Below are 25,571 nucleotides of genomic sequence, written 5' to 3'. Positions count from 1 at the left end.
GGGGATCACCAGACGTGTCGCACGAGTCACGGTGGCGATTCCCTGCTTACCCGGTGCTTCGGCCAACGGTGAGCTGCACTTTCGTGTTCCACAGCTGCCGATCCGGGTTCGGCTGTTCGCTGCTGGCATAAGCGTCACGAGGGCGAATCCGGGTCGCCGTGGGTATGGGGCACCGCCGATGTGGCGGTCGGGGACTAGCCAAGTGACGCCCGTCACAGCAAGATCTGGACATGATTCACCACAGCCCCCTGCCGGACGTCGAGATCCCGCGCGTCGCCCTGACCGGTTATGTCCTGGCCCGTGCCGCTGAACTCGGGGACAAACCGGCGCTGATCGACGGCCCCACCGGCCGCACCCTCACCTACGCCCAGCTCGAGCAGTCGATCCGATCCCTGGCCGGTGGACTGGTCGCTCACGGCCTGCGTCCCGGCCAGGTCGTCGCCCTGATGGCGCCGAACCTGCCCGAGTACGCAGTGATCTTCCACGGGGTGGCCATGGCCGGCGGGGTGCTGACCACCGTGAACCCGACCTACACGGCCGGCGAGGTCCACAAACAGCTCCTGGACGCCGAGGCCACGCTGCTGATCACCGTGGCCCCCTTCCTGCCCGTGGCCCGCGCCGCCAGCGAGGGCACGGCCGTCACGGACCTCTATCTGATCGGTCCGGCGGACGACGCCCCGAGCGAGGCCTCCAGCCCCGATTCCCACGACGAATCCGTCGCCACGGCCCTGCCCGCGAAGGCCCTGGCCACCCTGTTCGGCGCCCCGCTCGCCACCCAGGTTCCCGTCGATCCGGACGACGTGGTCGTCTTGCCCTATTCCTCCGGAACCACCGGGGTGAACAAAGGGGTCATGCTCAGCCACCACAACCTGGTGGCGAACATCGCCCAGGTGATCGCGCCGGCCGGCCTGGCCGAGGACGAGAAGCTCATCGCCGTCCTGCCGTTCTTCCACATCTACGGCATGCAGGTGATCATGAACTGCGGGCTCCGCGTGGGCGCCACCGTGATCACCATGCCCCGCTTCGACCTGGAGCAGTTCCTCGACCTGCACCAGCGGTACGCCGTCACGCGCAGCTTCGTGGCACCGCCGATCGTGGTCGCCCTCGCCAAGCACCCGATCGTGGACTCCTACGACCTCTCGGCGCTGCGGCAGGTGTTCTCGGGTGCCGCCCCGCTGTCGGCCGAGCTCTCCGAGGAGGCGGGCCGCCGACTCGGCTGCGAGGTGGTGCAGGGCTACGGCATGACGGAGATGTCGCCGGTCTCGCACCTGACCCCCCTGGGTGGTTTGAAGCCCGGCTCGGTCGGGGTGACGGCACCGAACACCGAGATGCGCATCGTGGACCCCGCCACCCTGCAGGACGTCGCCGACGGTGCCGACGGGGAGTTGTGGATTCGCGGGCCCCAGGTCATGCGCGGCTATCTGAAGAATCCCGCCGCCACCGAGCTCACCTTGGATTCACAGGGCTGGCTGCACACCGGGGACATCGGGCACGTCGACGCCGACGGTCATGTGTTCGTGGTGGACCGGCTCAAGGAGCTCATCAAGTACAAGGGCTTCCAGGTGGCGCCCGCCGAACTCGAGGCGGTATTGCTCACCCACCCCGACGTAGCCGATGCGGCGGTCGTCGGAACACCGGACCCGGACGCCGGAGAGGTCCCCAGCGCCTTTGTCGTGGTCCGCCCGGGCGCCTCGGTGGATCAAGAGAACATCAAGAGTTTCGTCGCCGGCCAAGTGGCCTCGTTCAAACAGATCCGACATGTCACGTTTGTCGAGTCGATTCCGAAGTCGGCGTCGGGAAAGATCCTGCGCCGACTGCTCCGGTGACCCCACCGCCCGAGGGCCTCGCGCCATCGGCCCGGACATGACGCGGGGTGGGCATCTGGCCGATGCCCACCCCGGTAACGGTCGATCACCGACCGTTCATGTCATGGCGCGACGTCAGTGCGCGCCCTCGTAGGCGGCCATCACCTCGGCCGAGACCCGGCCCCGGTCACTGACCTGGAAGCCGTTGTCGCGAGCCCAGGCGCGCACATCCCCCAGGGATGCGCGAGCTGCGGAACCATTGCGGGCAGCCTTGGGAGTCGCACTGCGCCGTGCGGATGCACGGCCACCGACGCGACGAGCATGTCCGATCCACGGTGCGATCGACTCCCGAAGTGCCTCGGCGTTGTCGGCCGAGACATCGATCTCGTAGCTGACGCCGTCCAGCGCGAAACTGACGGTCTCTTCAGCCTCACCACCGTCGACGTCGTCGACGAGGATGACCTGGACCTTCTGAGCCATGAATTGCTCCTGTTTACGGAGGAGGGAGGGAGGGAACTGCAAGCGACAGTGTGGATCCAAATAGTCGAAAAGTCAAAGCACGTGAGGGATTCATGTTCGGCATCGATTTCGGCCTCGGGATCGATATCCACGAAATGCGGGCGAGATCACTCATCGCCCCCGAAGGGAACTCCGGTCCGCTTCCCGGAATTGATCACAACAAGAGCATCGCGAGGTCTCGCGAAAGGACCCGCAGGCGATCGTTGCGCGCGCCCAAACCCACTGAAGAACACCGGGGAACACGGTAGAACGACCGTTCGTCAACCCGGCAACATGACCGTGCCCGTCGGTTCGGCCGACCCGCACTCCGGTGTCGCCGCCCTATTTCACCGGACCCGTGAACGCGTTTCGGCCACAGCTTTCGAACGACCCCGACATCACTCGATCGGCGCTACACCTGACAGGTTGTCGACCATCGGTCCAGAAAGCCGCACCACCTCAGGCGGGCTCTGCTGGGCGCTCCGCGGCGGAGCCGGTCACATCGTCCGACGGCTCTGCGCCATCCGGGCCACCCGGACCATCCGGGCCGGTCTCGACGCGACCGGCTACCGGGTGGTCGACCTCACGGTTATAGCGCGCCAGCGCCATACGTTCGCGGCGGTCGGCGTGCACCAAGGCCCGCAGACCGATCGCGAAGAAGACGAGAGCACCGACCGAGGGAAGCGCCGCTTCGAGGAAATCCACCACGTCAGGAGGATACGTCCGCGGGCAGACGGCCACCTCACCGGCCTCAGCTGTACTTCGACAGCGCGCCGTGGACCAATCGCTCCATCGCCGGCAGACCGTGACCGGCGCCCAGACCACGCAGCACCGCGGCCTCTTCGGCACGGTGATCGAGAACGTCGGCCACCACGCGGCTGATCGCGGGCTCATCCGCCCGCTCGGCGAGTTGCCGGAGCACGCTCATCAGGGCCTCGTGACTGGCGAGCAGCCCCTCCATCACCGAACCTGGCGCGTTCGGGTCCGGGGTTCCGCCGTCGAAGCCCGCCGGGAGCGCCGCGCCGGCGGCCACCGCGATCGAGGCCAGCCGCGACAGGTCGCGCACATCCCGCTCGACCAGCGCGGTCCACTGCCGCACGTCGCGCTGCTCGATGGCCATCGCGCCGATGGTGCGCAGCAGGTCCTCCGCCTGCAGGGTCACCGCCGAACGCAGCAGCTGACGCACCACACCACCGGCCACCCGGGGACCCGGGGCTCGTACCGGCACATCCGCCGCGGGAGGCTGCGTCGGGGGGTCGGTGCCTGCGGTCGGGGTCGACACCACCATGTCGGGTCTGTTCCTTCGCTGTCGTGGCCCCCGTGAATGGCGCTCACAGTAGTCCTTCAATGACACAGTGTCATCACGCCGCGACGGTGGCTCGGAATGTCGCGAGGGTGGGTGATTATCAGCCCGCGCTGCGGGGAATGGTGAGGACGTAGGTATCTCGTCCGGCCCCGGGAGTCGCCCCGTGTCACCGTCACGCACCCGTCGCCGCGCCAGCCCGGCCTGGGAGGGACGCCGCGTGCTCCGCGTCGCCACCCTTCCCGGCCGCAGCCTCTACGCCCGGCACCTGTCGCACCCTGAAGGCATCGACGGCATCCACCGCACCACCGTCTCCATGCTGGGGACAGCGCCACGCGATGGCTCCTTCGACGTCGCGTGGCTGCTGAACCACCTGGACGAGATCGACATCGTGCACGTTCTCGGGCTGCCGCCGAGCACCGGGCCGGACTCGGTGGACGCCACCCGGGCCGCGGTGGACGCCGTCCGGCGTTCGGGCACCCCGCTGGTGGTGACGGCCTATCACCTGAGGGATCCGGCGGGCCACGACGACGACACCTTCGGTCGGCGACTGGCCGAACTCCTCGCTCGCGCCGACGCCGTGCTCACGCTCACCGACTCGGCCGCCGGCGAGATCGCGCGACGCTGGAACCTGGCCTCCACGGTGCTGCCACACCCGCATGCGGTCGACTTCGTCCGGATGCGCTCACCGCGCCCGACGCGTCGGCGCGGGCTGGTGGTCGGAACCCATCTCGGCTCCCTGCGCCTGCCGGTGGATCCGGTGGTGTTCGTCGACGCCCTGACCCGTGCCGTGGCCGCCACCCCGGGTGCCCACCTGCGGGTGCACGTCAACGAATCGGTGACCGACGCCGGCGCGACCGCCTATGCCCCCCACGCCATGCGGGCCATCGCCGCCCTGGTGCAGTCGGTCGGCGGCTCGCTGTTGGTGCACCGGCCGTTGACCGAGGCCAAGCTGTGGGATCACCTGTCCGCCCTCGACGTCTCCGTGGTGCCGGGGGTGCACGGCTCGCACTCGGTCTGGCCCGAGGCGTGCGCCGACCTGGGCACCCAGGCGGTCCTGCCGTCGTCCTCGCATGCCAGCCGGCAACGGCCGGCGACGCTCGACTACACCCCGGGGGAGGACGTCGAGCAGGTCGCCGACTCCCTGGCCGGGGTGCTGCGGGCCGTGGGTGAGGCGGACGGCGTGCACCGCAGCGACCCGGCGGCACGGTGGAACGAACGCGTCACGGTGTGCGAACGCCACCGGTCGATCTACGACGCCCTGTTGGGCAGCGCCTGATCGTGCTCGAGGCGCCTGAGGTGGTGCATCCGCATCAGTGCACCCGCATCAGTACATCCGCAACGTGATGTCGAGAGCCGGCGCCTCCTGCACCAGGGCGTCCACATAGACGTGGTCGACCCCGGCCCGCGCGACGTGCGGCGCCTGGGCGAGCCGGTAACCACCCGAACAGGCCACCTCGACCCGCTCCGAGGTGGCGGCGCGGATCTGATTGACCATCGAGGGCAGCTGGTCGAGGGCGGACTGCTCGCACACCACGAACCGGGCGCCGGCGTGCACCGCCTCGACCCCCTGCAACGGCGTCTGGACGTCCACCTGCACCAGCGCGCCCGGCAACCGGCGCCGGACGGCGTCCAGCGCCCCCGCGACCGAGCCGGCGGCGGCCGCATGGGCCACCGTGACGTGCGCCGCGTCGTAGAGACCGGCGCGACCGTTCGTGCCGCCGCCGCACCGGACGGCGTAGCGCTCCAGCGGGCGCAGACCCGGGGTGGTGCATCGCGTGTCGAGCAGGCGGGTGCCGGTGCCGGACAGGGCCGCCACCCAGGCCGCCGCATGCGTGGCCACTCCCGAGAGGTGCCGCACCAGGTTCAAGGCGGTGCGCTCGGCCACCAGCAGCACCCGGGTCGGGCCGCGCAGGTCGGCCAGCACGTCGCCGGCCTGTACCCAGGCACCGTCGTGCACCCGCAGGTCGGCCGTGGGGACCGGCAGGTCCAGCCGTGCCGCGGCCTCGGCGAGCACCACCGGCCACAACAACAGCCCGGTGGCCACCCCGTCCCGGCCGGCCACCACCTCGGCCCGGCGGTCGTCGTCCACCGGCACCGTGGCCGCGGTGGTGACGTCGACCCACCCGGGGCCGAGATCCTCTGCCAGGGCGCGCACCACCAGGTCCCGCACCCAGTGCGGCTCGAGCCCGGCCGCCGTCAGGGCGTCCCGGGTTCCTGCCTGCCACGGTGCGCGGGGGCCGTCCGCGCGGTGTCGACTCATGCTCGAATGCTCCACCCTGCCAGGTATCTCTGTGTGACCCCCACATAACGGAAGGTACTCGGTCGGGAGGATTCGAGCGGTGTGCACCCCAAGATCATGCCCGCGTGTCGTGTCGATCGGGGTCGGATCAGCTCGCCGGATCAGCTCGCCGGGACCGGTGGCGAGCTGATCAACATCGGCCCGGACGGCTCCTGCCCCACCAGCACCGGCACGTTGTCGATCAGCCGGGTCGTGCCGACCCGCGCGGCCACGGCGAGCAGCGCCTCCCCCCGGTACCACTCGGGCACGTCCCGCAGCGTCTCCGGGTGCACCAGCACGAGGTAGTCGACGAGGCAGAGCGGTTCGCGAACCAATACGGCACGCGCGGCCCGCCGGACGGCGCTGGCCCCCTCGGGCGCGGCGGCCTCCCCCGCCTGCAACGCCCGCGGCAACGTCAGAGCCACCTCACGGTCGAGCGTGTTCAGGTACGCATTGCGGCTGCTCATCGCCAGACCGTCGGGCTCGCGCACCGTGGGCACCGCCACGATCTCGCATCGGAAGTCCAGGTCACGCGCCATGCGCCGGATCAACAGCAACTGCTGGGCATCCTTCTGCCCGAACAGCGCCAGGTGCGGACGGGCCAGGTGCAGGAGCTTCGCCACCACGGTGAGTACTCCGTCGAAGTGCCCGGGCCGGCTGTGCCCCTCGAGCACCTCACCGAGCTGACCCGCCGAGACCTTCACCCCCGGGTCACCGTCCTGGTAGATCACGTCGGGCCCCGGTGCGAAGACCAGGTCGACCCCCTCGCGGGTGCACAGGTCGAGGTCGGCGTCGAAGGTCCGCGGATACTTGGCCAGGTCCTCCTTCGGCCCGAACTGCAGCGGGTTCAGGAAGATGGTGGACACGACGTGGTCGGCGCTGGTGCGGGCCTGACGCATGAGCGTGGCGTGGCCCTCGTGCAACGCGCCCATCGTCATCACCACGGCGACGGTGCCGCCGAAACGGTCGCGCGCGGCGTCCAGTTCGGCGCGGGTACGGGCAACGACGGGTGCGGCGTCCACGAGGCTCCCTCCGGGCACTGGGTCGCGCACCATCTCATGCGCCGCCCCACAGAACCGGACGATCACGTTACCGGGTCATTCCCGGCGCTTCAGCCGTCCGGCATCGGTCAACGCCCGGGTCAGCAGCCATTCGAGGTGGGCGTTGGTGCTGCGCAGTTCCTCACCCGCCCACCGCGCCAGCGCGTCGTGCACCTCCGGGTCGAGGCGCAGCACCATCGCCTTGCGCTCTCGACCGCGACGGGCCGGTTCGGGGCCGCTCACGCGTAGAGGGTGCCCGTGTTCACCACCGGCGAGACCCGGGAGTCCCCGCACAGCACCACCAACAGATTCGAGACCATGGCCGCGCGGCGCTCCTCGTCGAGGTCGACCACGCCCTGCCGGCTGAGTTCGGCCAGCGCCAGCTGCACCATGCCCACCGCCCCTTCGACGATCGTGCTGCGCGCGGCGACCACGGCCGCGGCCTGCTGGCGCTGCAACATCGCCTGCGCGATCTCGGGGGCGTAGGCCAGGTGGGAGATGCGTACCTCGAGGATCTGGACCCCCGCCGCGACCACCCGCTCGGCGACCTCACGGGCGAGCTCGGAGGAGATCACGTCGGTGGACCCACGCAATGACTCGCTGCCCTCGGGGCCGTCGTAGGGGTAGGAGCGCGCGACGTGCCGGACGGCGGCCTCGGCCTGCACCTGGACGAAGCCCATGGTGTTCTCGACGGCGAACGTCGACTTGGCGGTGTCGGCCACCTGCCAGACCACGATCGCGGCGATCTCGACCGGGTTGCCGGCGGCGTCGTTGACCTTCAGCCGAGGCGTGTCGAAGTTGTTGACCCGCACCGTGACGTTGCGGCGCGACGTCCAGGGCAGCAGGGTCACCAGCCCCGCGGTACGCGCCGTGCCGACATAGCGGCCGAACAGCTGGACGACGCGGGTCTGCCCCGGCTGGATCACCGTGGTCGAGGCGAGCAGCGACACCGCGAGGACCAGGCACAGCAGCGCCAGCACGATCAGGGCGATGTCGACGACCCCGACGCTGCCGGTCATGTCACCATCGGGCAGCGACGTGCCGGTCCGGCTCGCCGACCACAACAGCAGGACCACCGCCAGCCCGCCGAGGATCAACGCGATCAGCAGACCGAGGAATCCGTTGACGTGCCAGGCCCGGCGTTCGCGGATGTCGACGGCACCGACGAGTGCCACGGCAGGTTCGGCAGACCGGGCAGGGACGGCAGGCACGGACGTGTCGTTCATGGCTCCTCCAGGAGCTCACCGGCGGTGCACAGCGCACCGAGATGGCAAAGTGATATCACTTTGCGATCAGTTGCGCCAGGCGCGCGGCGGCGAGTGCTCCTGCCGAGCCGATGGTCAGGGCTCCTCGGGGGGCTGCGCCAGCGCACTGAGCAACGCTTCGGCGCGTTCGGGGCTCAACCGCCCCGAGGCCAGCGCCCGTTCGGCGGTGGCCCGGGCCATCGCGCGATACAGCGGCAGCACCGCCGGAGCGGCGCCGGCCGCCTCGGCCACCGCATCGGCCGCGGTCAACGCCTGCACGTGTGCCGCCACGGTTCCGGCGTCCCCGCGGGCGACCGGGCCGGTCAGGGCGCCGTCCCCGGCGCGCAGCGCATTGTCCAGAGCGGCCGACAGCAACGGGGCCAGCACCCGATCCGCGGGCTCGATTCCCGCGCCCCGCAACAGGTCCAGCGCCTGGGCAACCAGCGTGACCAGGTGATTGGCGCCGTGGGCCAACGCCGCGTGATAGAGCGGGCGGGCCTCCTCGGCGACCACGACCGGCTCGGCGCCCATCTCGACCACCAGGGCCTGCGCGATCGGCAACACCGGATTCGGCGCGGTGACCCCGAAGCAGCAGTCGACCAACCGGGACAGGTCCAGGCTGGTGCCGGTGAAGGTCATCGCCGGGTGCAACGCCAACGGGATCGCGCCGCGGCCGGCCGCGGCGGTCAGCACCCGCCAGCCGAATCGGCCGGAGGTGTGCACCACGAGTTGACCCGGCTGCCAGATCCCCGCGGTCGCCAGCCCGGCGACCAGCTCGGTCAGCGCGTCGTCCGGCACGGTGAGCAGCACCAGTTCGGCGCGCTCGATCACATCGGGCACGGGCAGCACCGGCACCCCCGGCAACATCACCTCGACCCGCTCACGACTGGCGGCCGAGACCGCCGAGGCCCCCACCACGGCATGCCCGGCCGCCCGCAGCGCACTGCCGAGCACCGCACCCACCCGGCCGGCCCCGACCACGCCGACACCGAGGCGTCCCGGGCGCTCGGAGGGATCGGGGGAGGCTGAGCTGAATGTCGGGTCGGTCACGATGTGCTCACGGTCTGACCCGCAGGGCGGCCGATGGCTCCGATGTCACGAGCAGTGACGTTAGCCTGACGAACGTGGGACGTCATGACCGGATCGCCCAGCTCGCGGACCTACGCAGGCCCGTGGGTGATGCCGTGCGCGACGTGCTCGAGGTGGCCGATCTGGCCACCGGCTACGGTCGCACGCTGCGGGCCATGATCGTCGAGGCCGAGGCCGCGGACTGTCCGGTGCGATTCCACGCCGTCGACACCTCGTCCGACCTGGACGACGACCTGCTCGGCGACGTGCGGGTGCGCTCACTGATCGCCGATCTGGACGAGCCGTTGCCCTTCGCCGACGTCAGCCTCGACCGGGTGGTCTCGGTGAACGTGGCCGAGCACGTGGCCGATGCCCTGGTACACGTCGAGGACTGTTACCGGGTGCTGCGACCCGGGGGGCTGCTGGTGCTGGCCCACAGCGACTGGGACACCACCCTGTTCGCCAGCGACGACGACGCCCTGACCCGACTACTGGTCGACCGGTTCGTCTCCAGCGTGCCCCAGTGGGCCGAACGCGCCGACGGCTTCATGGGCCGCAAACTGCTCGGCCTGGCGCGAGCCACCAGCTTCGAGATCGAGACCGTCGAGACCTGGGCCGACACCCACCGTCGCTTCGACGAACACTCCGTCGGCTGGAAGGTCGCCCGCGGCGTCCTGGCCGCCGCGGCGGACGACGCCCAACTCGCAGCGAAGGCGGCTGCCTGGGTCGCCGGCCTGCGCAAGCTCGCCGACGATGGGCGCTTCCTGTTCACGGTCACGGATGTCGCGCTGGTGCTGCGCCGTCCGATCTGACGCGCCGTCGCGCGCGTCGCCTTCGCTCTCCCCCCTCCCTCCCTGGCTTCCTGCTCCCTTCATGCCCGGATCCCGCCATGATCACCGTTAGATCGCAGTCTCCACCGGTTCAGCCGGAGCAAACTGCGATCCAACAGTGATCATGGCGAACGTGAGCTGCCAGCTCCTCACCCTTTGCCCATTTCACCATGTAAATTGAACGTGTCACATTCAAAAGACCTGGTAAGTTGGCTGAATGATCGCACGCGTAGCCGATCTGGCGCGGGTTCGCACGGCCCTGGCCCGCTCACCCGTGGTCTTGTTGGTCGGCCCTCGCCAGGCCGGCAAGTCGACCTTGGCGCGCGAGGTGGCGGCTGACGAACCCGCCGCCATCTTCGACCTCGAGAACCCCCGGGACGCCGCGCGCCTGAGCGACCCGATGCTGGCCCTCGAGTCCCTGCAGGGTCTGGTGGTGATCGACGAGGCGCAACACGCACCCGAGCTCTTTCCGGTCCTGCGGGTCCTGGCCGACCGCCGCCCCAGCCCGGCGAGGTTCCTGGTTCTCGGCAGCGCCTCTCCCGAACTGGTCGGCCTCGGGGCCGAGTCCCTCGCAGGTCGGGTCGAGATCATCGAACTCTCGGGCCTACGCCTCGGCGACGTCGGCAGCGCTCGCTCGGACCGACTCTGGCTGCAGGGAAGCCTTCCAGCGGCCTTCACGGCAGACCTCGACGACTCGCTCACGTGGCGCTCCAACTACATCGCCACGTTTCTCGAACGTGATCTCGCCCAGCTGGGGTTCCGGTTGCCCGCCAGCCACATGCGTCGCTTCTGGACCATGCTCGCGCACTACCACGCGCAAACCTGGAACGGCTCTGAACTGGCACGCGCACTGGGGGTCTCGCAACCCACGACCCGGCGGTACCTGGACGCGCTGACCGATGCGCTCGTCGTCCGACAGCTGCCGCCGTGGTACGCGAACATCGGCAAGCGGGTGGTGCGATCCCCCAAGGTGTATATCCGCGACTCGGGCATCGTTCACGCCCTGCTGGGGCTCGACTCGATGGATTCCGTTCTGGCCCACCCCAAGGTCGGAGCGAGCTGGGAGGGCTTCGTGATCGAGCAGATCTCCCAGCTGCTCGATCCCACGCCGCTCTATTTCTGGGGAACACAATCGGGAGCCGAGCTGGACCTGCTCTTCGCTCGGGGCGGACGCAGCATCGGCGTGGAGATCAAGCGCACCAGTTCGCCACGGGTCACCCCGTCCATGCGCAACGCTGTCAATGATCTCGAGCTCGATCGGATCGCGGTGATTCACCCTGGGTACGAACAATTTCCGCTGGCGCCGTCCATCGATGCCGTGCCACTGTCCGACCTGGCGCAGATCGCCGAGTTCTGACGCTCACCACCCCCAGGTCCCCACCATGATCACCGTGAGATCGCAGTCTCCACCGGTTCAGCCGGAGCAAACTACGATAGAACGGTGATCATGGCGGGTCGAGGCCGAACTGGACGACGAGCGCACGCTCGCGGCGTCCCCGCCTGAGGGCACCACGCGCTGGGACGCCTTCCCGTTCCAGCGCGCGGACGACGCCCGTACCCATCCAGTCCGGCCGCTCACCGGCACCGAACGTCCCCGGGACGGCGAGGATCCGGCCACCTGCCACTGCACCTCATCGGCGCCACGCGACGACGGCGCGTCGGACGGGACGGCCCTGATCTGGCACAACGACACCTGGACCCTGCGCCGGTTCGCCCGCACCGGCGGTTTGTGCATTTCTTACATGATCACGGGGTGGTGGTCAGGCGGTGAGGCGGGTACGGGACGTCGTCAGCTCGGCCAGCACGTCGGGCAGCGGGTCGATGCCGATGCCCGGACCCGTCGGCACGTCGATCGTGCCGCCGTCCAACTCGAAGGGCGTGGTGACGTCGCGCGCGTAGTACCGCCGGGACGCCGAGGTGTCGCCGGGCAGGGTGAATCCCGGCAGCGCGGCCAGCGCCAGGTTCGCCGCCCGACCGATGCCGGTCTCGAGCATGCCGCCACACCACACCGGGATGCCCGCCGCGGCGCAGACGTCGTGGATCCGCCGGGCCTCGAGGTAGCCCCCGACCCGGCCCGGCTTGATGTTCACGATGTGACAGGCGCCCAGCGCGATGGCGTCGGCAGCGGCCCGCGCCGAGACGATCGACTCGTCCAGGCAGACCGGGGTGCGGATCGCCCGGGCCAGCGCGGCGTGACCGAGCACGTCCTCTTCGTCGAGCGGCTGCTCGATCAGCAGCAGGTCGAACGGGTCCAGCCGGGCCAGGTGCGCGGCGTCGCTGCGGTGGTAGGCGGTGTTGGCGTCGACCTGCAACACGATGTCGCCGAAGCGTTCCCGGACGGCGCGCACCGGCTCGACGTCCCAGCCCGGCTCGATCTTCAGCTTGATCCGCACGTACCCCTCGGCGAGGTAGCCCTCGACCGCGTCGAGCAGCTGCGGGATCGAGTCCATGATCCCCACCGAGACGCCGCAGGGCACCGCGGCCCGGGTCGCCCCCAGGTGGCGGGCCAGCGGGACGCCGGCACCGCGCAACCAGGCATCGAGGATCACGGTCTCGAGGGCAGCCTTGGCCATCCGGTGCCCCTTCACCCGCGCCAGGGCGGGAGCCACCGCATCCGGGTGCAGGTCGTCGACCGCCGCCACCATCGGCACCAGGTAGCGGCGCAGCACCTCGACGCTGCCCTCGACGTACTCGCTGCTGTAGTAGGGGTTGTTGTCGCTGACACACTCGGCCCAGCCCTCGACGTCGCGCCCGTCGGGCAGCCGGAACTCGGCCCGCAGCAGCAGCACGTCCCGCGCCGTCTCGGTACCGAACGAGGTCCGGAACGGCGACACCAGCGGCATCGCGATCCGGATGCCCTCCACACCAATGAGTTTCATCGTTCCTCCTGAGCTCGCACCAACACGTAGTGCCCGTCCCGGGTGATCCCGCTGATCTGCATCCCGGCTACCAGCGAGGTGGTCAGCGCCTGCCGGACGACGTGCCGCCAGCGCAACGCGGCGTCCAGATCGGTGCGCCGCAAGGCCTCGATGTCCGCGGGGATCGCCACCAACACCCCCGGCGCCGACTCTCCCCCGTGCCTCACCGGAGTCGGCGAGCCGTCGCTCGCGAGCTCGATCAGGTCGACGAACCCGTTGCGGCGCAAGGCAGCTGCCTCCAGCACCTCGGGCGGCGGGCCGTCCGGCCGGTCCACCGCGGCACACACCTCGGCCGACGCCAGCCGCCAGTGCAGGTAGAGCCGGTCCGTGGCGTCACCGGCGTTGATCGCGTCCGGCATGGCGCCGTAGAAGTCGACCAGATAGCGCACCGGCCGCGCGGCGAGCTTGCCGAGGTTGAACCAGGCGTTGCGCCGGATCAGCGGATCGAAGGTCCAGCTGACCACCTCGATGCCGCGCTCCAGCGCCCAGACGCGCTGGTGCAGCTTGAGGGCATACCCGACGGCGCGCCCCAACCCGGCAGGCAGCACCCCGGTGATGTGACTGTGCAACGCCGTACCCGCAGGGGCGGCGAACAGCGCCAGGCTGGCGGCGATCACCTCACCCGCGCCGGCCTCGCCCTCAGCCTGGGCCGGTTCGCAGGCCAGGGTCAGGTACTGCCCGGTGAGGGCGTACATCCGCAGGATCTCGTCCGGCATGACCGAGGCGCCGCCGGTGTCCCAGATCGCGTCGAAGACCCGCTCGACCGCGGCGGTGCCGCGCCGGGCATCGGTTCCCTCGACCTCGACCACCACCACACCGGCCGCCGACGCGGCCCGGTTCGCGGCCCGCCGCGCCGCCTCCAGATCGCTCATGAGCCCTCCTGACCCCACACGTCCTCGCCGGAGCCGCGGCGATGCCACTCTGGGGACGTGATGCCCTGGGACGCCGCGTGGTCGGCCGCACTCTACGGTCCGCACGGCTTCTACCGTCGGCCCGAGGGACCGGCGGGGCACTTCCGCACCGCCAGCCACGCCGCCGGGCCGACCCTGGCCCGGGCGCTGCTGCGCCTGGCCACCGACCACGGCGCCACCGCCGTGGTCGACGTCGGCGCCGGCCGCGGCGAGCTGCTGACCGCACTGGCGATGGCGACGAGCGCCCTGCCGGGCTCGCCGCCGCTGCGACTCCATGGGGTGGACGTCGTCGAGCGTCCCCCCGACCTGCCGGCGAGTGTCACCTGGTCCGGCGGCCTCGACGAGACCGACGCAGCCGTCTTCGAGAAAGCCCTGGTGGTGGCCTGGGAGGTGCTCGACGTGGTCGCCTGCCCGGTGGTGGCGCGCGAGGACGGCGCGCTGCGCGTCGTCCTGGTCGAGCGTGACGGCACCGAGCAGCTCGGCGAGCAGGCCGGCCCCGACGAACAGGACTGGTGCCGACGTTGGTGGCCGGTGGGTGAGGGCGAGCGCGCCGAGGCCGGCACCACGCGGGACGCCTGGTGGGCCGCTCTGCTGTCGCGCGCCCGGGCGGGCGGCGCGAGGGCGGTGCTGGCGGTGGACTACGCCCACCATCGCGACGACCGGCCGCCCGGCGGCAGCCTGGTCGGCTACCGCGCCGGCCGACTGGTGGCGCCGGTCCCGGACGGTTCGTGCGATCTCACGGCGCACGTGGCGCTGGACGCCGTGGCCGCTGCCGGCGAGCGGTCGGGGGCGCGCACCGTCGAGCTCACCGACCAGCGGACGGCGCTGCGCCGACTCGGCGTCCGGGGCCGGCTCCTGGAGGGTGAGGGGTGGTCGGCGGCCGCGCTGGCGCGGGTTGCGGCCGAGGCCGAACTGATCGATGCAGCCGGTCTGGGAGCCTTCGGATGGCTGGTACAGCATCCGTGAAGCGGGTAACGCGTGATGTGAGGCTCATGTGCCCGAGGACGTTGGCCCCCTGACCCGCCGGGCGCCGACGGTAACCATGGTGGTCGGACCGATGTCCACAGCCATGGGAGGACGCAGGGTATGGACGTCTATGCGGTGCTCAAGAACATGACCACCGAGATTCTCGATGCGGCCGAACACACGCTGCGCACGGCCCACTTCGCGCACTACGAGTCCTGGGGGGACCAGCTCACGCGCGCCAGTCTGGGCGACCTGTACGAGCACATCATGATCTCGTTGCACCACCGCGACCTGGCGCACATCATCAGGCACTGCGAAGGCCTTGCCGCCGAACGCTTCAACGCCGGCTTCGACCTGATCGAGGTGCAGACCACCTTCAATGCCCTGGAGCAGACCATGTGGCAGCGCTGGGTGGACACCGCTCCCTCGGATGAGGTGGCCCAGGGCGTCGGCATGCTGAGTTCGGTCCTCGGGGCGGGTAAGGACGCCGCGGCCCGCACCTACGTCCGGTTGGCCACGCACCGGCATGCCCCCGCCATCGACGTGAACGCGCTCGCCGAGGGAACGGTCTGATCGAGGGCGCCTACTGATCCGACAGGCTCAGGGCCGGCTCAAGGCCGGCGCATCCAGCGCTCCGGGCCGGCGATCGCGCGCGCCTGCCGTGCTCGTGCCGCTTGATCCGAGAGCAGTTGAGCCGCAACACCTTCGGCCAGGTGCTCGACCACCGGCGTGATCGGCCCGGGCGTCGAGTGCAACGCGAACGAGGCCAGCCCCCACCGCCGCTGCAACGGACCCTGGGTCACGCCCAGACTCTGGGTACGGGCATGAGGCACCACGACCAGGGTGCGGTTGAGCACCCCTCGCCGGATCAGCAGCGCCGTCCGGGTCGCCCGGAACCCGTTGCGACGCCACGAGATCCAGTCGAACCGGCGAGCCGCCCGGGGTGAGGTGACGAAGCCGTGCGCCGGCCCGCTGCCCACCAGGGCGGCGTCCAGCAGCTGATACGGCTGCTCGTCCGGTTCGGCGCCGAGGTCGGGCAGGACGAACGCCAACACCCCGATGGCCTCCTGCCGGGTGCCGACCGGCAGCAGCAGGGTCTCGGTCTTGCCCTGGGCGGCGTCCCCGCTCCCGCCGTAGCCCGCGATGTTGACCTCCACCTGCCACCAGGCCGCGCGCCGCCACAGCAGCGACTGACGCAGGCGCACCGCCTGCACCCGGCCCGGCGGCACCGTCTGGGTCCGAGCCTCGAGCAGACCATGGCGCAGTCTCAACCCGTCCGGCGAGATCGCCGCCCGGAAGCCGAAGCCCCGGCTGAACCGCGACCACAACCCACCGCCCAGACCCAGGGCGGCGGGAACCAGGGCGGCGAACGGCGCCATCTCGCCGGTGGCCAGACTCACCGTGATCAGCACGATCGCACTGATGACCAGCACCACGGTGGCCGAGGACAGCGCGATCGAGCCGATCAACCGTGCCGGAGGTACCTCGAGCCAATGGTGCTCCGGGGCCTCGGGCGCCTCGGCCACCCCGGCGGCGGCATAGTCCAGTCCCGCGGCGGAGGCCAGCAGATGGTTGCGCACGGCCCGGGCCCGGGCCTCACTCAGATACGACAGCTCGATGGCCGAGTGCCCGGCGCCGGCCACCTCGACGGTGAGTTTGGCCAGGCCGAAGATCCGGGCCAACAACGGCTGGACGACGTCCACCGCCTGCAGCCGGTCGAGCTGGGCCAGCCGGTGCTGGCGGAACACCACTCCCCGGCGCAGCTCCAGCGCGTCGGCCGTGACCCGGTAGCGCGTCATCCGCCACGAGAGCACCATCAGGGCGATCACAGCGACCAGCACCACCACCAGGATCCCGCCGCCGGCCAGCCACACGCGCAGCGAGACGTCGCGTCCGGGCAGCGGCACGCCTGATCCGTCACCTCGCCCGCCGTCGTTGCGCAACCAGCTCTCGCCCAGGTCGCGCACGATGAAGAAGCCGACGATGGCGACGGCCTGCCAGGACCGGATCAGCGGGGTCAGTGGGTGCACCCGCTTCCAGGAGCCGTCGGCGAGAGCGGCCTGCAATGCGTCGGGCAAACGCTCGGGCAGCGGCTCGCTCACAACCCCGCCAGCTGGGCCTGACCGCGTTCGGTGAGCCGATCTCGCAACCGGGCCGCCTCGGCCGCCTCGAGGCCGGGGATCTGCGAGTCGGTCCCGGCCGAGGCGGTGTGCAACTGCACCGAGGCCAGGCCGAACATCCGCGCGATCGGCCCCTCGTCGACGTCCACGTACTGCAACCGGCCGTAGGGCACCACGACCATGCGTCGCCAGATCCGGCCGGCCCGCACCAGCAGATCCTCATCGCGCTCGGCGTAGGCCCAGGCACTCACCTGACGCCCGATCAGCCACGACCCCCAGGCCAGGCCGGCCAGGGGCAGCGCCGCGAGGGCACCCACCCACCACCGGCCGAGCCACACCCCCACCACCAGGGGCGGCAGCGCTGCCACCAGACACCAGACCGCGAGCACGATCCGGCGCACGGTGGCCAGCTTCGGTGAGACCGGACGCCACTGGACGCCGGCCACGTCGAACGGGTCGGAACCTGCCATACGGGCAGGATCCCACAGGGGCGTGGCAGACTCGCGGCGTGAGCTCGGCGCGCGAACTCGAGGTGGGCCTGGGAGCCGGTTCGCTGGCAACGGCCGACATGGTGCTCAACATCGGCCCCCAGCACCCCGCCACCCATGGCGTGCTGCGGCTGCGCATCGTGCTGGACGGCGAACGGATCACCGCCGCCGAGCCGATGGTCGGCTACATGCACCGCGGCGCCGAGAAATTGTTCGAGGTGCGCGACTACCGCCAGATCATCGTGCTGGCCAACCGCCACGACTGGTTGAGCGCCTTCGCCAACGAACTGGGCGTCGTGCTGGCCACTGAGCAGATGCTCGGCATGGAGGTGCCGGTTCGGGCGGTCTGGGCACGCACCCTGCTCGCCGAGCTGAACCGGGTGCTCAGCCACCTGGTGTTCCTGGGCTCCTATCCGCTCGAGCTGGGCGCCATCACCCCTGTCTTCTACTCCTTCCGCGAGCGGGAGGAGCTGCAGGCCGTGATGGAGGAGATCTCCGGCGGCCGGATGCACTACATGTTCAACCGGGTCGGCGGCCTCAAGGAGGACCTGCCCGCCGGCTGGATCGGCCGGGTGGCCGCAGCCATCGCCGCCGTCCGCTCGCGCCTACCCGATCTCGAGAACCTGTTGCTGGGCAACGAGATCCTGCGCGGACGCACCCAGGGGGTCGGCGTGCTGCCCCGCGAGCTGGCTGCCGCCTACGGCGTCAGCGGGCCGATCGGACGGGCGAGCGGCCTGGACGTCGACCTGCGCCGCGACGACCCCTATCTGGCCTACGGCGAGCTGTTCGCGCCGGGGGGGCCGGGACGGGTGGTGACCCGTACCGCCGGGGACAGCTTCGCCCGGCTCGAGGTGCTGGTCGAACAGGTACACGTCAGCCTCGACCTGGCCCAGGCCAGCCTGGACGCCCTGGCCTCGTTGCCCCGCGGACCGATCAACGTCAAGTTGCCCAAGGTGCTCAAGGTGCCCGAGGGCCACATCTACCGCTGGACCGAGAACCCGTTGGGGATCAATGGGTACTACCTCGTCTCCAAGGGCGAGAAGACCCCGTGGCGGCTCAAGCTGCGCTCGGCGTCCTTCAACAACGTACAGGTGCTCTCGCAGCTGCTGCCGGGCACCCTGGTCGCCGACATGGTCTCGATCATGGGCTCGATGTTCTTCGTGGTGGGCGACGTCGACAAGTGAGCCCGAGGCTCACCTGCCGCGCGAGCGCACCGCGAGGCGTCAGGACGCGGTGCGCGCGGCGTCGTCCGGCACGAAGGCCCCGGGCGTGAAGAACGGGGACGGCGGCACACCGGGACGCATCGCCCGCGAGGCGGCTCGGGCTCCCTCGGCCAACTGGCGCATCGCGGCCTGATCGACCACGACCGACCGCTCGCCGGCGTCGTGGTGCCCCCGCGAGGCCGGCTCGAACAGGCTCGCCGGGCGCGGCTCGGGACGCTCCAGGGTGAGGACGAAGTCGTCCTGGGCGGCCGCGCTGCTGATCGAGGCGTAGACCAGGGCCTCGACCTGGTCGGGGGCCATGGTCGCGGTGGCCGGGTGCCGCTCGGGCACGGTGCGCAGGTCGACCACCGCGGCGGCGGCCAGATCATCGGCCAGGGCAGCACCGATCAGAGCCAGATCGGCCAGGGCGTCGAAGGACGGCTGCGATTCGGCTCGCCCTGCGGTCACGCGTCGCTGCTCGTCCTCGGGGCGCATGACGGCATGACGGCCGTGGCCGGCGTGTCGTCCCACCCCGGCGCGCGAGCCACTGTGGGCCTCGACCGACTCGGTGGGTCCGGGCTCCAGCACCGGAACCCCGGCCGTGGCGAGCACCGGGGCACCCGGCCCCGGCGGCAGCACCGGCAGCGACGGGTCCCGGGTCATCGACATCTCGAGGCCGGTGATCGGGGTCGCCGGCGGGCGCTGCGCGGGCAGACCGAACAGGTTCAACGGGCCGAGCCCGGCCGCCGATCGAGCCGGCACCGGCGTCCCGGGCAGACCAGGGGCACAGGACTGCAGCCCCCGGCGGTTCGAGGTGAGGATCGGCAACGACCGAGGTGTCGCGGGCGAGGCGGCCCGGTCGAAGGCGTCCACGATCGGCAACGGACCGGTGATCGGCGAGGGCGGCGGCGTGGGCCGCAACACCGATGGCGCGGCGTCCCGTTCGCGGTGCGCCTCGGCGACCGCGAGCTCGAGGTCCCGAATCCGGGCACGCAGCTGCGCCCGGTCGGTGCGCAGTCGCCGTCGGCCGGCTCGGGAGTTCGCCTGTTCCAGCGCCACCCCGAACACACCCGAGGCGGCACCGGCCGCGGCCAGGTCGGCGCGGTGCAGCGCGAGGCCGGCGCCGCCGGCGCCGAGCGCTATCACGAGCGCGGTCATGGGTGCTATCGACAGGGCGGCCTGCTTCGCATTCGGCGCCCAGCGCTGCCCGTCATCTCCCGAGGTGTGGCGTCCCTTCACGGCGACCAAACCTAGGCGGATCGGCCCAACACATCTGGTAACCGGGCCTCGACACACCGACGTGTTCTGACGAGGTCTTTTCGAGCCACTCTGCGGACAGCGCCGCTGGTCACGCCGAGGACGCCGATCGCCGCCCCCACTTCTGTGTCCGATTTGCGGCTACTCACCCTACGTACCCGTGCTCGCAACACCCTTTTCACCAGTCACAGTGGTCACACCGACATCGTCGCCGTGACGAGGCTCGGACGCGGCCAGACAGCGGTGGATCAGGGTCACCACGAGCGCTCCCTCGCCCACCGCCGAGGCCACCCGCCGGACGGCCCCGGCCCGAACGTCGCCGACCGCGAACACCCCGGGTCGAGAGGTCTCGAGGGCCATCGGCGGACGCTGTTGCGTCCATCGCGGCTCGACCGGTCCGTCGTCCAGGGCGCCGTCCAGGGCGTCGTCCGGGGCGCTGTCAGAGGCGTCGTCCGGTGACCCTGCCACGACCTCGGGACCGGTCAGGATCGCCCCCCAGCGGTCCAGCGCCACGGCACCGCGCAGCCAGTCGGTGCGCGGCACCGAGCCGATCAAGACGAACAGCACCCCCTCGGCCGCCTCGCGCCGGCCGCTGTCGAGGTCCTCGAGCTCGATCGCCTCGACGAAGCCCTGACCCCGACCCCCCACGATCTGCACCCTGGGCCGAACGCTGATGTTCGGCAGGGACTCGATCTCGCGCACCAGGTAGTCCGACATGGTCTCGGCCAGCCCGGCCCGGCGCACCAGGATGGTCACCTGCCGGGCATACCGGGCCAGGTGGACGGCGGCCTGGCCCGCGGAGTTGCCGCCACCGGCCACGAAGACATGCCGGCCCCGCATCGCCTGAGCCTCGGCCACCGCGGCGCCGTAGAAGACACCGCGTCCCTGCAGCGCCTCCAGCTCCGGCACCCCCAATCGGCGATACGTCACACCCAGCGCCAGCACCACCGTGCGCGCCCGAGCCGCCGTCCCGTCCGACAGCCCGATCCGGAGCGCCCCGTCGACCGTCTCGAGCGAGGTGGCCGAGCGCATGAACAGGAATCGTGCCCCGAAGGCCCACGCCTGTTGATAGGCGGCAAAGGTCAACCGGCTGCCGCTCAGCCCCGTCGGGAAGCCGAGATAGTTGCGGATCAGCGAACTGGTGCCCGCCTGTCCCCCGACCGCCTCGGCCTCGATCACGAGCGTCCGCAGTCCCTCGGAGGCGGCGTAGACCGCGGCGCCCAGCCCAGCCGGCCCACCGCCGACGATCGCCACGTCGAAGACGTCGTCCTCGGCCAGCGGCTTCATCAACCCGAAGGCCTGGGCAATGTCGAGACCGGAGGGGGCGCACAGCACCGTCGGTTCGGCGGTGAACCGCAGCTCGACCACCGGCAGCGCCGGCTCGACCAGCCCCATCGAGGCCAGCGCTGCCTCCCCCTCGGGCTCCTCGGCGGAGATGAACGCCGCAGGGATCCGGTTGCGGGCGAACAGATCTCGCAACTCCTGTGTGCGCGGTGACCATCGGGGACCGACCACCCGCACCGCCTGAAACCCCTGCCCGGCCCGCGAGGACCACTCCTCGAGCACCTCACTCACGCTGCGGTGGAACTCCTCGTCGCGGGTCGGCCCGGGCCGCATCACCCAGCGGTCCAGCCGGCCGAGGGTGATCGCCTCGAAGATCGGGCCGGTGGTGGACCAGTCCCCCCAGCGCACCACCGCCACGCGCAACGCACTGCGATCCAGGGCTCCGGCCCGGGCGAGGACGTCGAGGCCATCAGGGTCGGCGCCGCCGTAGCCGATCAGGATCATGGCGATCGGCGCCCGGCCGGCCAGATCCGCCACCGCCCCACTCGCCTCGTCCGGATCGGACAGCACCATCACCCGGTAGTCGGTGCCATACCGGCCGGACAGTGCGGCATCCAGGGCGGCCTGCACATGCGGCTCGCGGCTGGCCGCCAGGATCACCGGACGGGTGTCGGGCGCGCCGCCGTCCGCGGTCATGACGCCCCCCGCGCCCCGGACGACGTCCCCGCCGCCCGGGTCGCCGCGCGCCACCCCGCCACACCGGTCAGGCCGACCCAGACCACCATGACCACGTAGCCGGCCAGGGCGGGTCCGCGGCGGGCATCCTCCAGGAAGAGCGCCAGCGCTGTCAGCTCCAGCGTTCCGAAGGCGGTGTACCCGAGGGCGGCGGGAACCAGCAGGTGGGCCTCGGTACGCACCGCCCACACCGCTGCCACCGCGAAGGCGATCACCCAGGCGCCGGTGATCCGCGCCATGAACGGCGTGAGCGCCCAGGGCCAGCCCTGCAGCAGCGGGTCGACGGCCAGCACCAGGCCCGCGCCGCAGACGCTCAACAGCACGGCCTGCATCAGCAGCGACAGCCGGATCGGCCGGGGCAGGCCTCCGGTGCCGTCCGTTCGCGCCCGGGGCACCGCCGCGCCGGCCCGCCGGTGAACCCACCGCGACCGAGCGATCAGGACCCCGCACATGGTCGCCGGCACCACCACGTACACGATCACCCAGAACCAGGCGGCCAGGCGCGGCAGGCCATCGTCGTTCAGGTGCAGCCGATCCCGGTGCAGCACGGTGGCGAGCAATGTGAACAGCGTGAACACCCAGATGGTGAGCCACGGGCCGCCGGCCGCCGCCCAGCGCCCGTCTCGCAGCATCGCGATCACCAGGACGCACCCCGCGCCGTACCCGGCACCGAGGAAGGCGGCCGACAGGGGCGGCCGGATCGTCCACGCGAAGACATCGGCCGTCCGGTCGGCGCCCACCCACAGCGCGATCACGGCGAGCGCAGTGAGCGCCCCGAACCCGATCAGCACCGCGGTGACCGTCCACCCCAGGTCGCGCTGAGCGACTCTCTGCGGCATCGTCACGAAGACCCCACCCAAGCCGAAAACCCCCTCGACTCCTCTTTCCTCACATAGGTGATGAATCGCCCAGAGTAGGGGCACCCGTTCCAGGTGGCGCGCGCACATGACCCCCTCGCCCGGCCACCACCACGCCAGGAGGCCAGGCATGATCACCGATCCGGCGCAGGCCACCACCGGGCCCACGGCCGCCCCGCCCATCGAGACCTGGGACCAACGGGTTCGGGTGTTCGTCTCCTCGACGCTGGAGGAGCTGGCCGCCGAGCGTGCCGCCGTCCGGGCCGCGATCACCCAGCTGCACCTGACGCCGGTGATGTTCGATCTGGGTGCCCGGGCCCACCCCCCGCGCGAGCTCTACCTGGCCTACCTGCAGCACAGCGACGTCTTCATCGGTGTCTACGGCGAGCGGTACGGCTGGATCGCGCCCGGCAGCACCATCTCGGGGCTGGAGGAGGAGTACCTGCTGGCCGGCGACCGTCCCAAGCTGCTCTACCTGCGCACCCCGGCGGCGGCGCGCGAGCCGCGGTTGACCGCGTTGATCGAACGGATGTGGGCCTCCTCCGGTGTCTCGACCGCCCCCTACTCCGACGCCGATGACCTCGGTCGCCGGGTGATCGACGATCTGGCCGTCCTGCTCACCGAGCGCTTCCGTGGCGTTGCCGCCGGCCCCGTCCTGGATCCCGCCCCGCTGCCCCACCCGCCGTCCCCGCTGATCGGTCGGACGGCGGAGCTCGACCATCTCCGCTCGCTGCTGACCGGCCCCGAGGCCCGGCTGGTGACGCTGTTGGGGCCGGGGGGCATCGGCAAGACGCGGCTCGCCCTGGCGGTGGCCGAAGCGTGCCAACCGCGACTGGACGCCGTGTGCTTCGTCGATCTGTCGGTGGTCTGCGAGCCCGGCGAGGTGCTGGGCGCCGTGGCTACCGCCTTGCGGGTGCACCCGAGCGCCCGCCCGGTGGCCGAGGTGCTCGTCGACGTCCTGAACAGCCATCGCGTGCTGGTGGTGCTGGACAACGTCGAGCACGTCCTGGCGGCCGGCCCGGACATCGCCCGGCTGATCGCTCTGTGCCCCGAGACCCGGGTGCTCGCGACCAGTCGCGCGGTACTGCACCTGCGCGGCGAACACGAGGTGGAGCTCGGGCCGCTGCCGGTTCCGCCGCCCGCCGACGATCACCCGACCTCCGATCTGGTGCGTGACGTCGAGGCGGTCCAGTTGTTCGTACACCGGGCCGAACAGGTTCGCCCGTCGTTCGCGGTCACCGACGACAACGCCGCCGAGGTGGCCGCCATCGTGAACCGGCTGGAGGGCATTCCGCTGGCCCTGGAGCTGGCCGCAGCCCGGCTGCGATTGCTGCCGTTGGCCTCGGTGGTGCCCGCCAGCGCACTCGATCTGGCCTCGGCCGACCTCGACATGCCCACGCGCCACCAGACCCTGCGGGCCACGATCGCCTGGAGCAACAGCCTGCTCGCCGAGCCCGATCAGGCCGCGCTGCGCGCCGTCGCGGTGTTGCCCGGCGGGTGGACGCTGCCCGCAGCCCAGGCCGTGACCGGCACCGACCCCGACCCCGACCCCGACCCCGACGCCACGCTGGCCCAGCTGTCCCGACTGGTGGAGCAGAGCATGGTGCGGGTCGAGCTGCCGGCGACCGGAGAGCCGCGATTCCGCATGCTCGAGGCGGTGCGTACCTATGCCCTGGAACAGCTCCAGGCCGCCGGTGAGTACCCGGCGACCATGCAGCGACTGGCGGGCTACGTCCACCGCCTCGCTGTGCAGGGCGCCGATGGCCTGTGCCGCAACGAATCCCGTCGTTGGCGGCAGCGACTGGACGCCGAACTCGACGTGGTCCGAGCCGCGCTGACGTGGGCGCTGCACAGCGATGACGCAGCACTGGCGGTGCAGATCAGCGCGGCGCTGGCCCGCTATTGGTGGAGCCGAGGGCTGCTGCCCGAGATGCTCGCGCTCGCCGAGTCGGTGGCCGGGCTGAGCTCGTTCTCGACGCTGACGCCGGCCGAGACGGACCTGCTCGCCTGGTGTCGAGGCACGATCCGGATCGCCACCGGGGACGACGACCAGGCACGCGACCTGCTGACCCGCGCCACCGAGGGCGCCCGGGCGCGCGGCGATGATCGTCTGCTGGCCCAGGCGCTGTTCAGCAGCGCACTGATCGCACCGGCCGCGACCCGGCGCTCCCTGCTCGAGCAGGCCCTGGCGCTGTTCGAACGCCGGGCCGACCGCTGGGGCCAGGCACTGACCCTGCTGCCGCTGGGCACCCTGGAGCTGCTCACCGGACAGGTCGACACGGCGACCCGGTGCCACACCGAGGCGCTGTCCTACGCCGAGGACATCGAGGACGATCACCTGATCGCCTTGGCGCTGGACCAACTCGCCGCCGATGCGTTGCTGACGGGACGACCCGAGCAGGCCGCCGGCCACCTGCGGCGCTCGGTGCCGATCCATCTCGACCTGCACGATCCCGAGGGCACCGCCAACTGTCTCGATGCGGTGGCCGCCCTGGTCCTCGTCCGCGGTGGCGTGGACCGCTCCGCCCGGTACCTGGCCGCGGCCGACCGCGTGCGCCAGGTGGCGGGGGTGGTGGTCTGGCCCTTCCTGCGGCCGCTGCGCGACCAGTTGGTCTCGGCCGTCCAGGCGGCGCGTCGTCCCGGTACCCCGAGCGCCGTCGTCCCGCCGGTCGAGCCGGTTGAGCCGGCCCCGCCGGGCTGGAACGGTCTTCAGGCGCTGGACGCCGCGCGCAGCGAACTGGGTTCGGCTCCGGAGAGCTGACGG

General features: G+C 71.3%; 23 protein-coding genes. 8 read left to right on the top strand and 15 right to left on the bottom strand.

The genetic code is table 11. The features are described from left to right. The first annotated feature begins 230 nt into the window (after positions 1–230). Complete coding sequence (locus tag IPK24_08995; protein ID MBK8075684.1) at positions 231–1,826, top strand: 4-coumarate--CoA ligase family protein; 1,596 nt, start codon at positions 231–233, stop codon at positions 1,824–1,826. A 114-nt stretch (positions 1,827–1,940) separates the two neighbouring features. On the opposite strand, the gene IPK24_08990 is transcribed toward IPK24_08995, so the two are convergent. From IPK24_08990 to IPK24_08980, 3 genes are all read right to left on the bottom strand, one after another. After that, the gene (locus IPK24_08990) at positions 1,941–2,285 is read right to left on the bottom strand and encodes an Lsr2 family protein (GenBank protein MBK8075683.1); all 345 of its coding nucleotides are present in this window, start codon (positions 2,283–2,285) and stop codon (positions 1,941–1,943) included. A 477-nt stretch (positions 2,286–2,762) separates the two neighbouring features. Then, positions 2,763–3,011 carry a hypothetical protein gene (locus tag IPK24_08985; GenBank protein ID MBK8075682.1) on the bottom strand — a complete coding sequence of 83 codons (249 nt, stop codon included), beginning with the start codon at positions 3,009–3,011 and terminating at the stop codon, positions 2,763–2,765. 43 nt (positions 3,012–3,054) lie between these two features. Beyond that, positions 3,055–3,591, bottom strand: coding sequence for a hypothetical protein (locus IPK24_08980; GenBank protein MBK8075681.1), 537 nt, complete (start codon positions 3,589–3,591; stop codon positions 3,055–3,057). 235 nt (positions 3,592–3,826) lie between these two features. Between IPK24_08980 and IPK24_08975 the strand changes: the two genes are divergently transcribed. Then, positions 3,827–4,885, top strand: a complete 1,059-nt coding sequence (locus IPK24_08975; GenBank protein ID MBK8075680.1) for a hypothetical protein — start codon at positions 3,827–3,829, stop codon at positions 4,883–4,885. Between the two features lie 48 nt (positions 4,886–4,933). On the opposite strand, the gene IPK24_08970 is transcribed toward IPK24_08975, so the two are convergent. The 5 genes from IPK24_08970 to IPK24_08950 all read right to left on the bottom strand — a co-directional run bounded on the left by IPK24_08970 (position 4,934) and on the right by IPK24_08950 (position 9,221). Continuing rightward, a complete protein-coding gene (locus IPK24_08970; GenBank protein MBK8075679.1) occupies positions 4,934–5,869 on the bottom strand; it encodes a nicotinate-nucleotide diphosphorylase (carboxylating) in 936 nt (311 codons plus the stop codon). 140 nt (positions 5,870–6,009) lie between these two features. Further along, positions 6,010–6,942, bottom strand: coding sequence for a pantoate--beta-alanine ligase (locus IPK24_08965; protein ID MBK8075678.1), 933 nt, complete (start codon positions 6,940–6,942; stop codon positions 6,010–6,012). 42 nt (positions 6,943–6,984) lie between these two features. Beyond that, on the bottom strand, positions 6,985–7,170 hold the full coding sequence (locus IPK24_08960; protein MBK8075677.1) for a hypothetical protein: 186 nt from the start codon (positions 7,168–7,170) through the stop codon (positions 6,985–6,987). Beyond that, on the bottom strand, positions 7,167–8,153 hold the full coding sequence (locus IPK24_08955) for an SPFH domain-containing protein (GenBank protein ID MBK8075676.1): 987 nt from the start codon (positions 8,151–8,153) through the stop codon (positions 7,167–7,169). The genes IPK24_08960 and IPK24_08955 overlap by 4 nt, the downstream gene beginning before the upstream one ends. 114 nt (positions 8,154–8,267) lie before the next feature. After that, complete coding sequence (locus tag IPK24_08950; GenBank protein ID MBK8075675.1) at positions 8,268–9,221, bottom strand: DUF2520 domain-containing protein; 954 nt, start codon at positions 9,219–9,221, stop codon at positions 8,268–8,270. Positions 9,222–9,295: 74 nt separating this feature from the next. Between IPK24_08950 and IPK24_08945 the strand changes: the two genes are divergently transcribed. After that, entirely contained in the window at positions 9,296–10,051 is a 756-nt protein-coding gene (locus IPK24_08945) for a methyltransferase domain-containing protein (protein ID MBK8075674.1), read from the top strand. A 235-nt stretch (positions 10,052–10,286) separates the two neighbouring features. After that, a complete protein-coding gene (locus IPK24_08940; GenBank protein MBK8075673.1) occupies positions 10,287–11,426 on the top strand; it encodes an ATP-binding protein in 1,140 nt (379 codons plus the stop codon). 403 nt (positions 11,427–11,829) lie between these two features. Here IPK24_08940 and menC read toward each other — a convergent pair whose 3' ends face one another. Both menC and IPK24_08930 read right to left on the bottom strand, forming a co-directional pair. Further along, positions 11,830–12,948 (bottom strand): o-succinylbenzoate synthase, encoded by a 1,119-nt coding sequence (menC, locus tag IPK24_08935; GenBank protein MBK8075672.1) that lies wholly within the window; start codon positions 12,946–12,948, stop codon positions 11,830–11,832. After that, a complete protein-coding gene (locus IPK24_08930) occupies positions 12,945–13,859 on the bottom strand; it encodes a GNAT family N-acetyltransferase (protein MBK8075671.1) in 915 nt (304 codons plus the stop codon). Before IPK24_08930 ends, menC begins: the two co-directional genes overlap by 4 nt. A gap of 60 nt (positions 13,860–13,919) precedes the next feature. On the opposite strand from IPK24_08930, the gene IPK24_08925 reads away from it, so the two are divergent. Both IPK24_08925 and IPK24_08920 read left to right on the top strand, forming a co-directional pair. Further along, positions 13,920–14,864, top strand: coding sequence for an SAM-dependent methyltransferase (locus IPK24_08925; GenBank protein ID MBK8075670.1), 945 nt, complete (start codon positions 13,920–13,922; stop codon positions 14,862–14,864). 120 nt (positions 14,865–14,984) lie between these two features. After that, a complete protein-coding gene (locus tag IPK24_08920) occupies positions 14,985–15,437 on the top strand; it encodes a hypothetical protein (protein MBK8075669.1) in 453 nt (150 codons plus the stop codon). Positions 15,438–15,475: 38 nt separating this feature from the next. On the opposite strand, the gene IPK24_08915 is transcribed toward IPK24_08920, so the two are convergent. Both IPK24_08915 and IPK24_08910 read right to left on the bottom strand, forming a co-directional pair. After that, complete coding sequence (locus tag IPK24_08915; GenBank protein ID MBK8075668.1) at positions 15,476–16,954, bottom strand: PH domain-containing protein; 1,479 nt, start codon at positions 16,952–16,954, stop codon at positions 15,476–15,478. An 8-nt stretch (positions 16,955–16,962) separates the two neighbouring features. Then, positions 16,963–17,454, bottom strand: coding sequence for a PH domain-containing protein (locus tag IPK24_08910; protein ID MBK8075667.1), 492 nt, complete (start codon positions 17,452–17,454; stop codon positions 16,963–16,965). A gap of 98 nt (positions 17,455–17,552) precedes the next feature. Here IPK24_08910 and IPK24_08905 point away from each other — a divergent pair, with 98 nt between their 5' ends. Beyond that, a complete protein-coding gene (locus IPK24_08905) occupies positions 17,553–18,656 on the top strand; it encodes an NADH-quinone oxidoreductase subunit D (protein ID MBK8075666.1) in 1,104 nt (367 codons plus the stop codon). Between the two features lie 39 nt (positions 18,657–18,695). Here the strand turns inward: IPK24_08905 and IPK24_08900 are convergent, their stop codons facing one another. The 3 genes from IPK24_08900 to IPK24_08890 all read right to left on the bottom strand — a co-directional run bounded on the left by IPK24_08900 (position 18,696) and on the right by IPK24_08890 (position 22,795). Next, positions 18,696–19,832, bottom strand: a complete 1,137-nt coding sequence (locus tag IPK24_08900; protein ID MBK8075665.1) for a hypothetical protein — start codon at positions 19,830–19,832, stop codon at positions 18,696–18,698. 249 nt (positions 19,833–20,081) lie between these two features. Further along, positions 20,082–21,965: an FAD-dependent oxidoreductase gene (locus IPK24_08895; GenBank protein ID MBK8075664.1), complete on the bottom strand. Its 1,884-nt coding sequence runs from the start codon at positions 21,963–21,965 to the stop codon at positions 20,082–20,084. Then, positions 21,908–22,795, bottom strand: coding sequence for a hypothetical protein (locus IPK24_08890; protein MBK8075663.1), 888 nt, complete (start codon positions 22,793–22,795; stop codon positions 21,908–21,910). The genes IPK24_08895 and IPK24_08890 overlap by 58 nt, the downstream gene beginning before the upstream one ends. 142 nt (positions 22,796–22,937) lie before the next feature. On the opposite strand from IPK24_08890, the gene IPK24_08885 reads away from it, so the two are divergent. Beyond that, entirely contained in the window at positions 22,938–25,568 is a 2,631-nt protein-coding gene (locus IPK24_08885; protein MBK8075662.1) for a DUF4062 domain-containing protein, read from the top strand. Positions 25,569–25,571: the final 3 nt, after the last annotated feature.

It is taken from the genome of Kineosporiaceae bacterium (assembly GCA_016713225.1).
Lineage (GTDB): Bacteria > Actinomycetota > Actinomycetes > Actinomycetales > Kineosporiaceae > JADJPO01.
The sequence above is the reverse complement of the archived record's forward strand: the minus strand, read 5'-3'. Positions and strand labels throughout refer to the sequence as shown.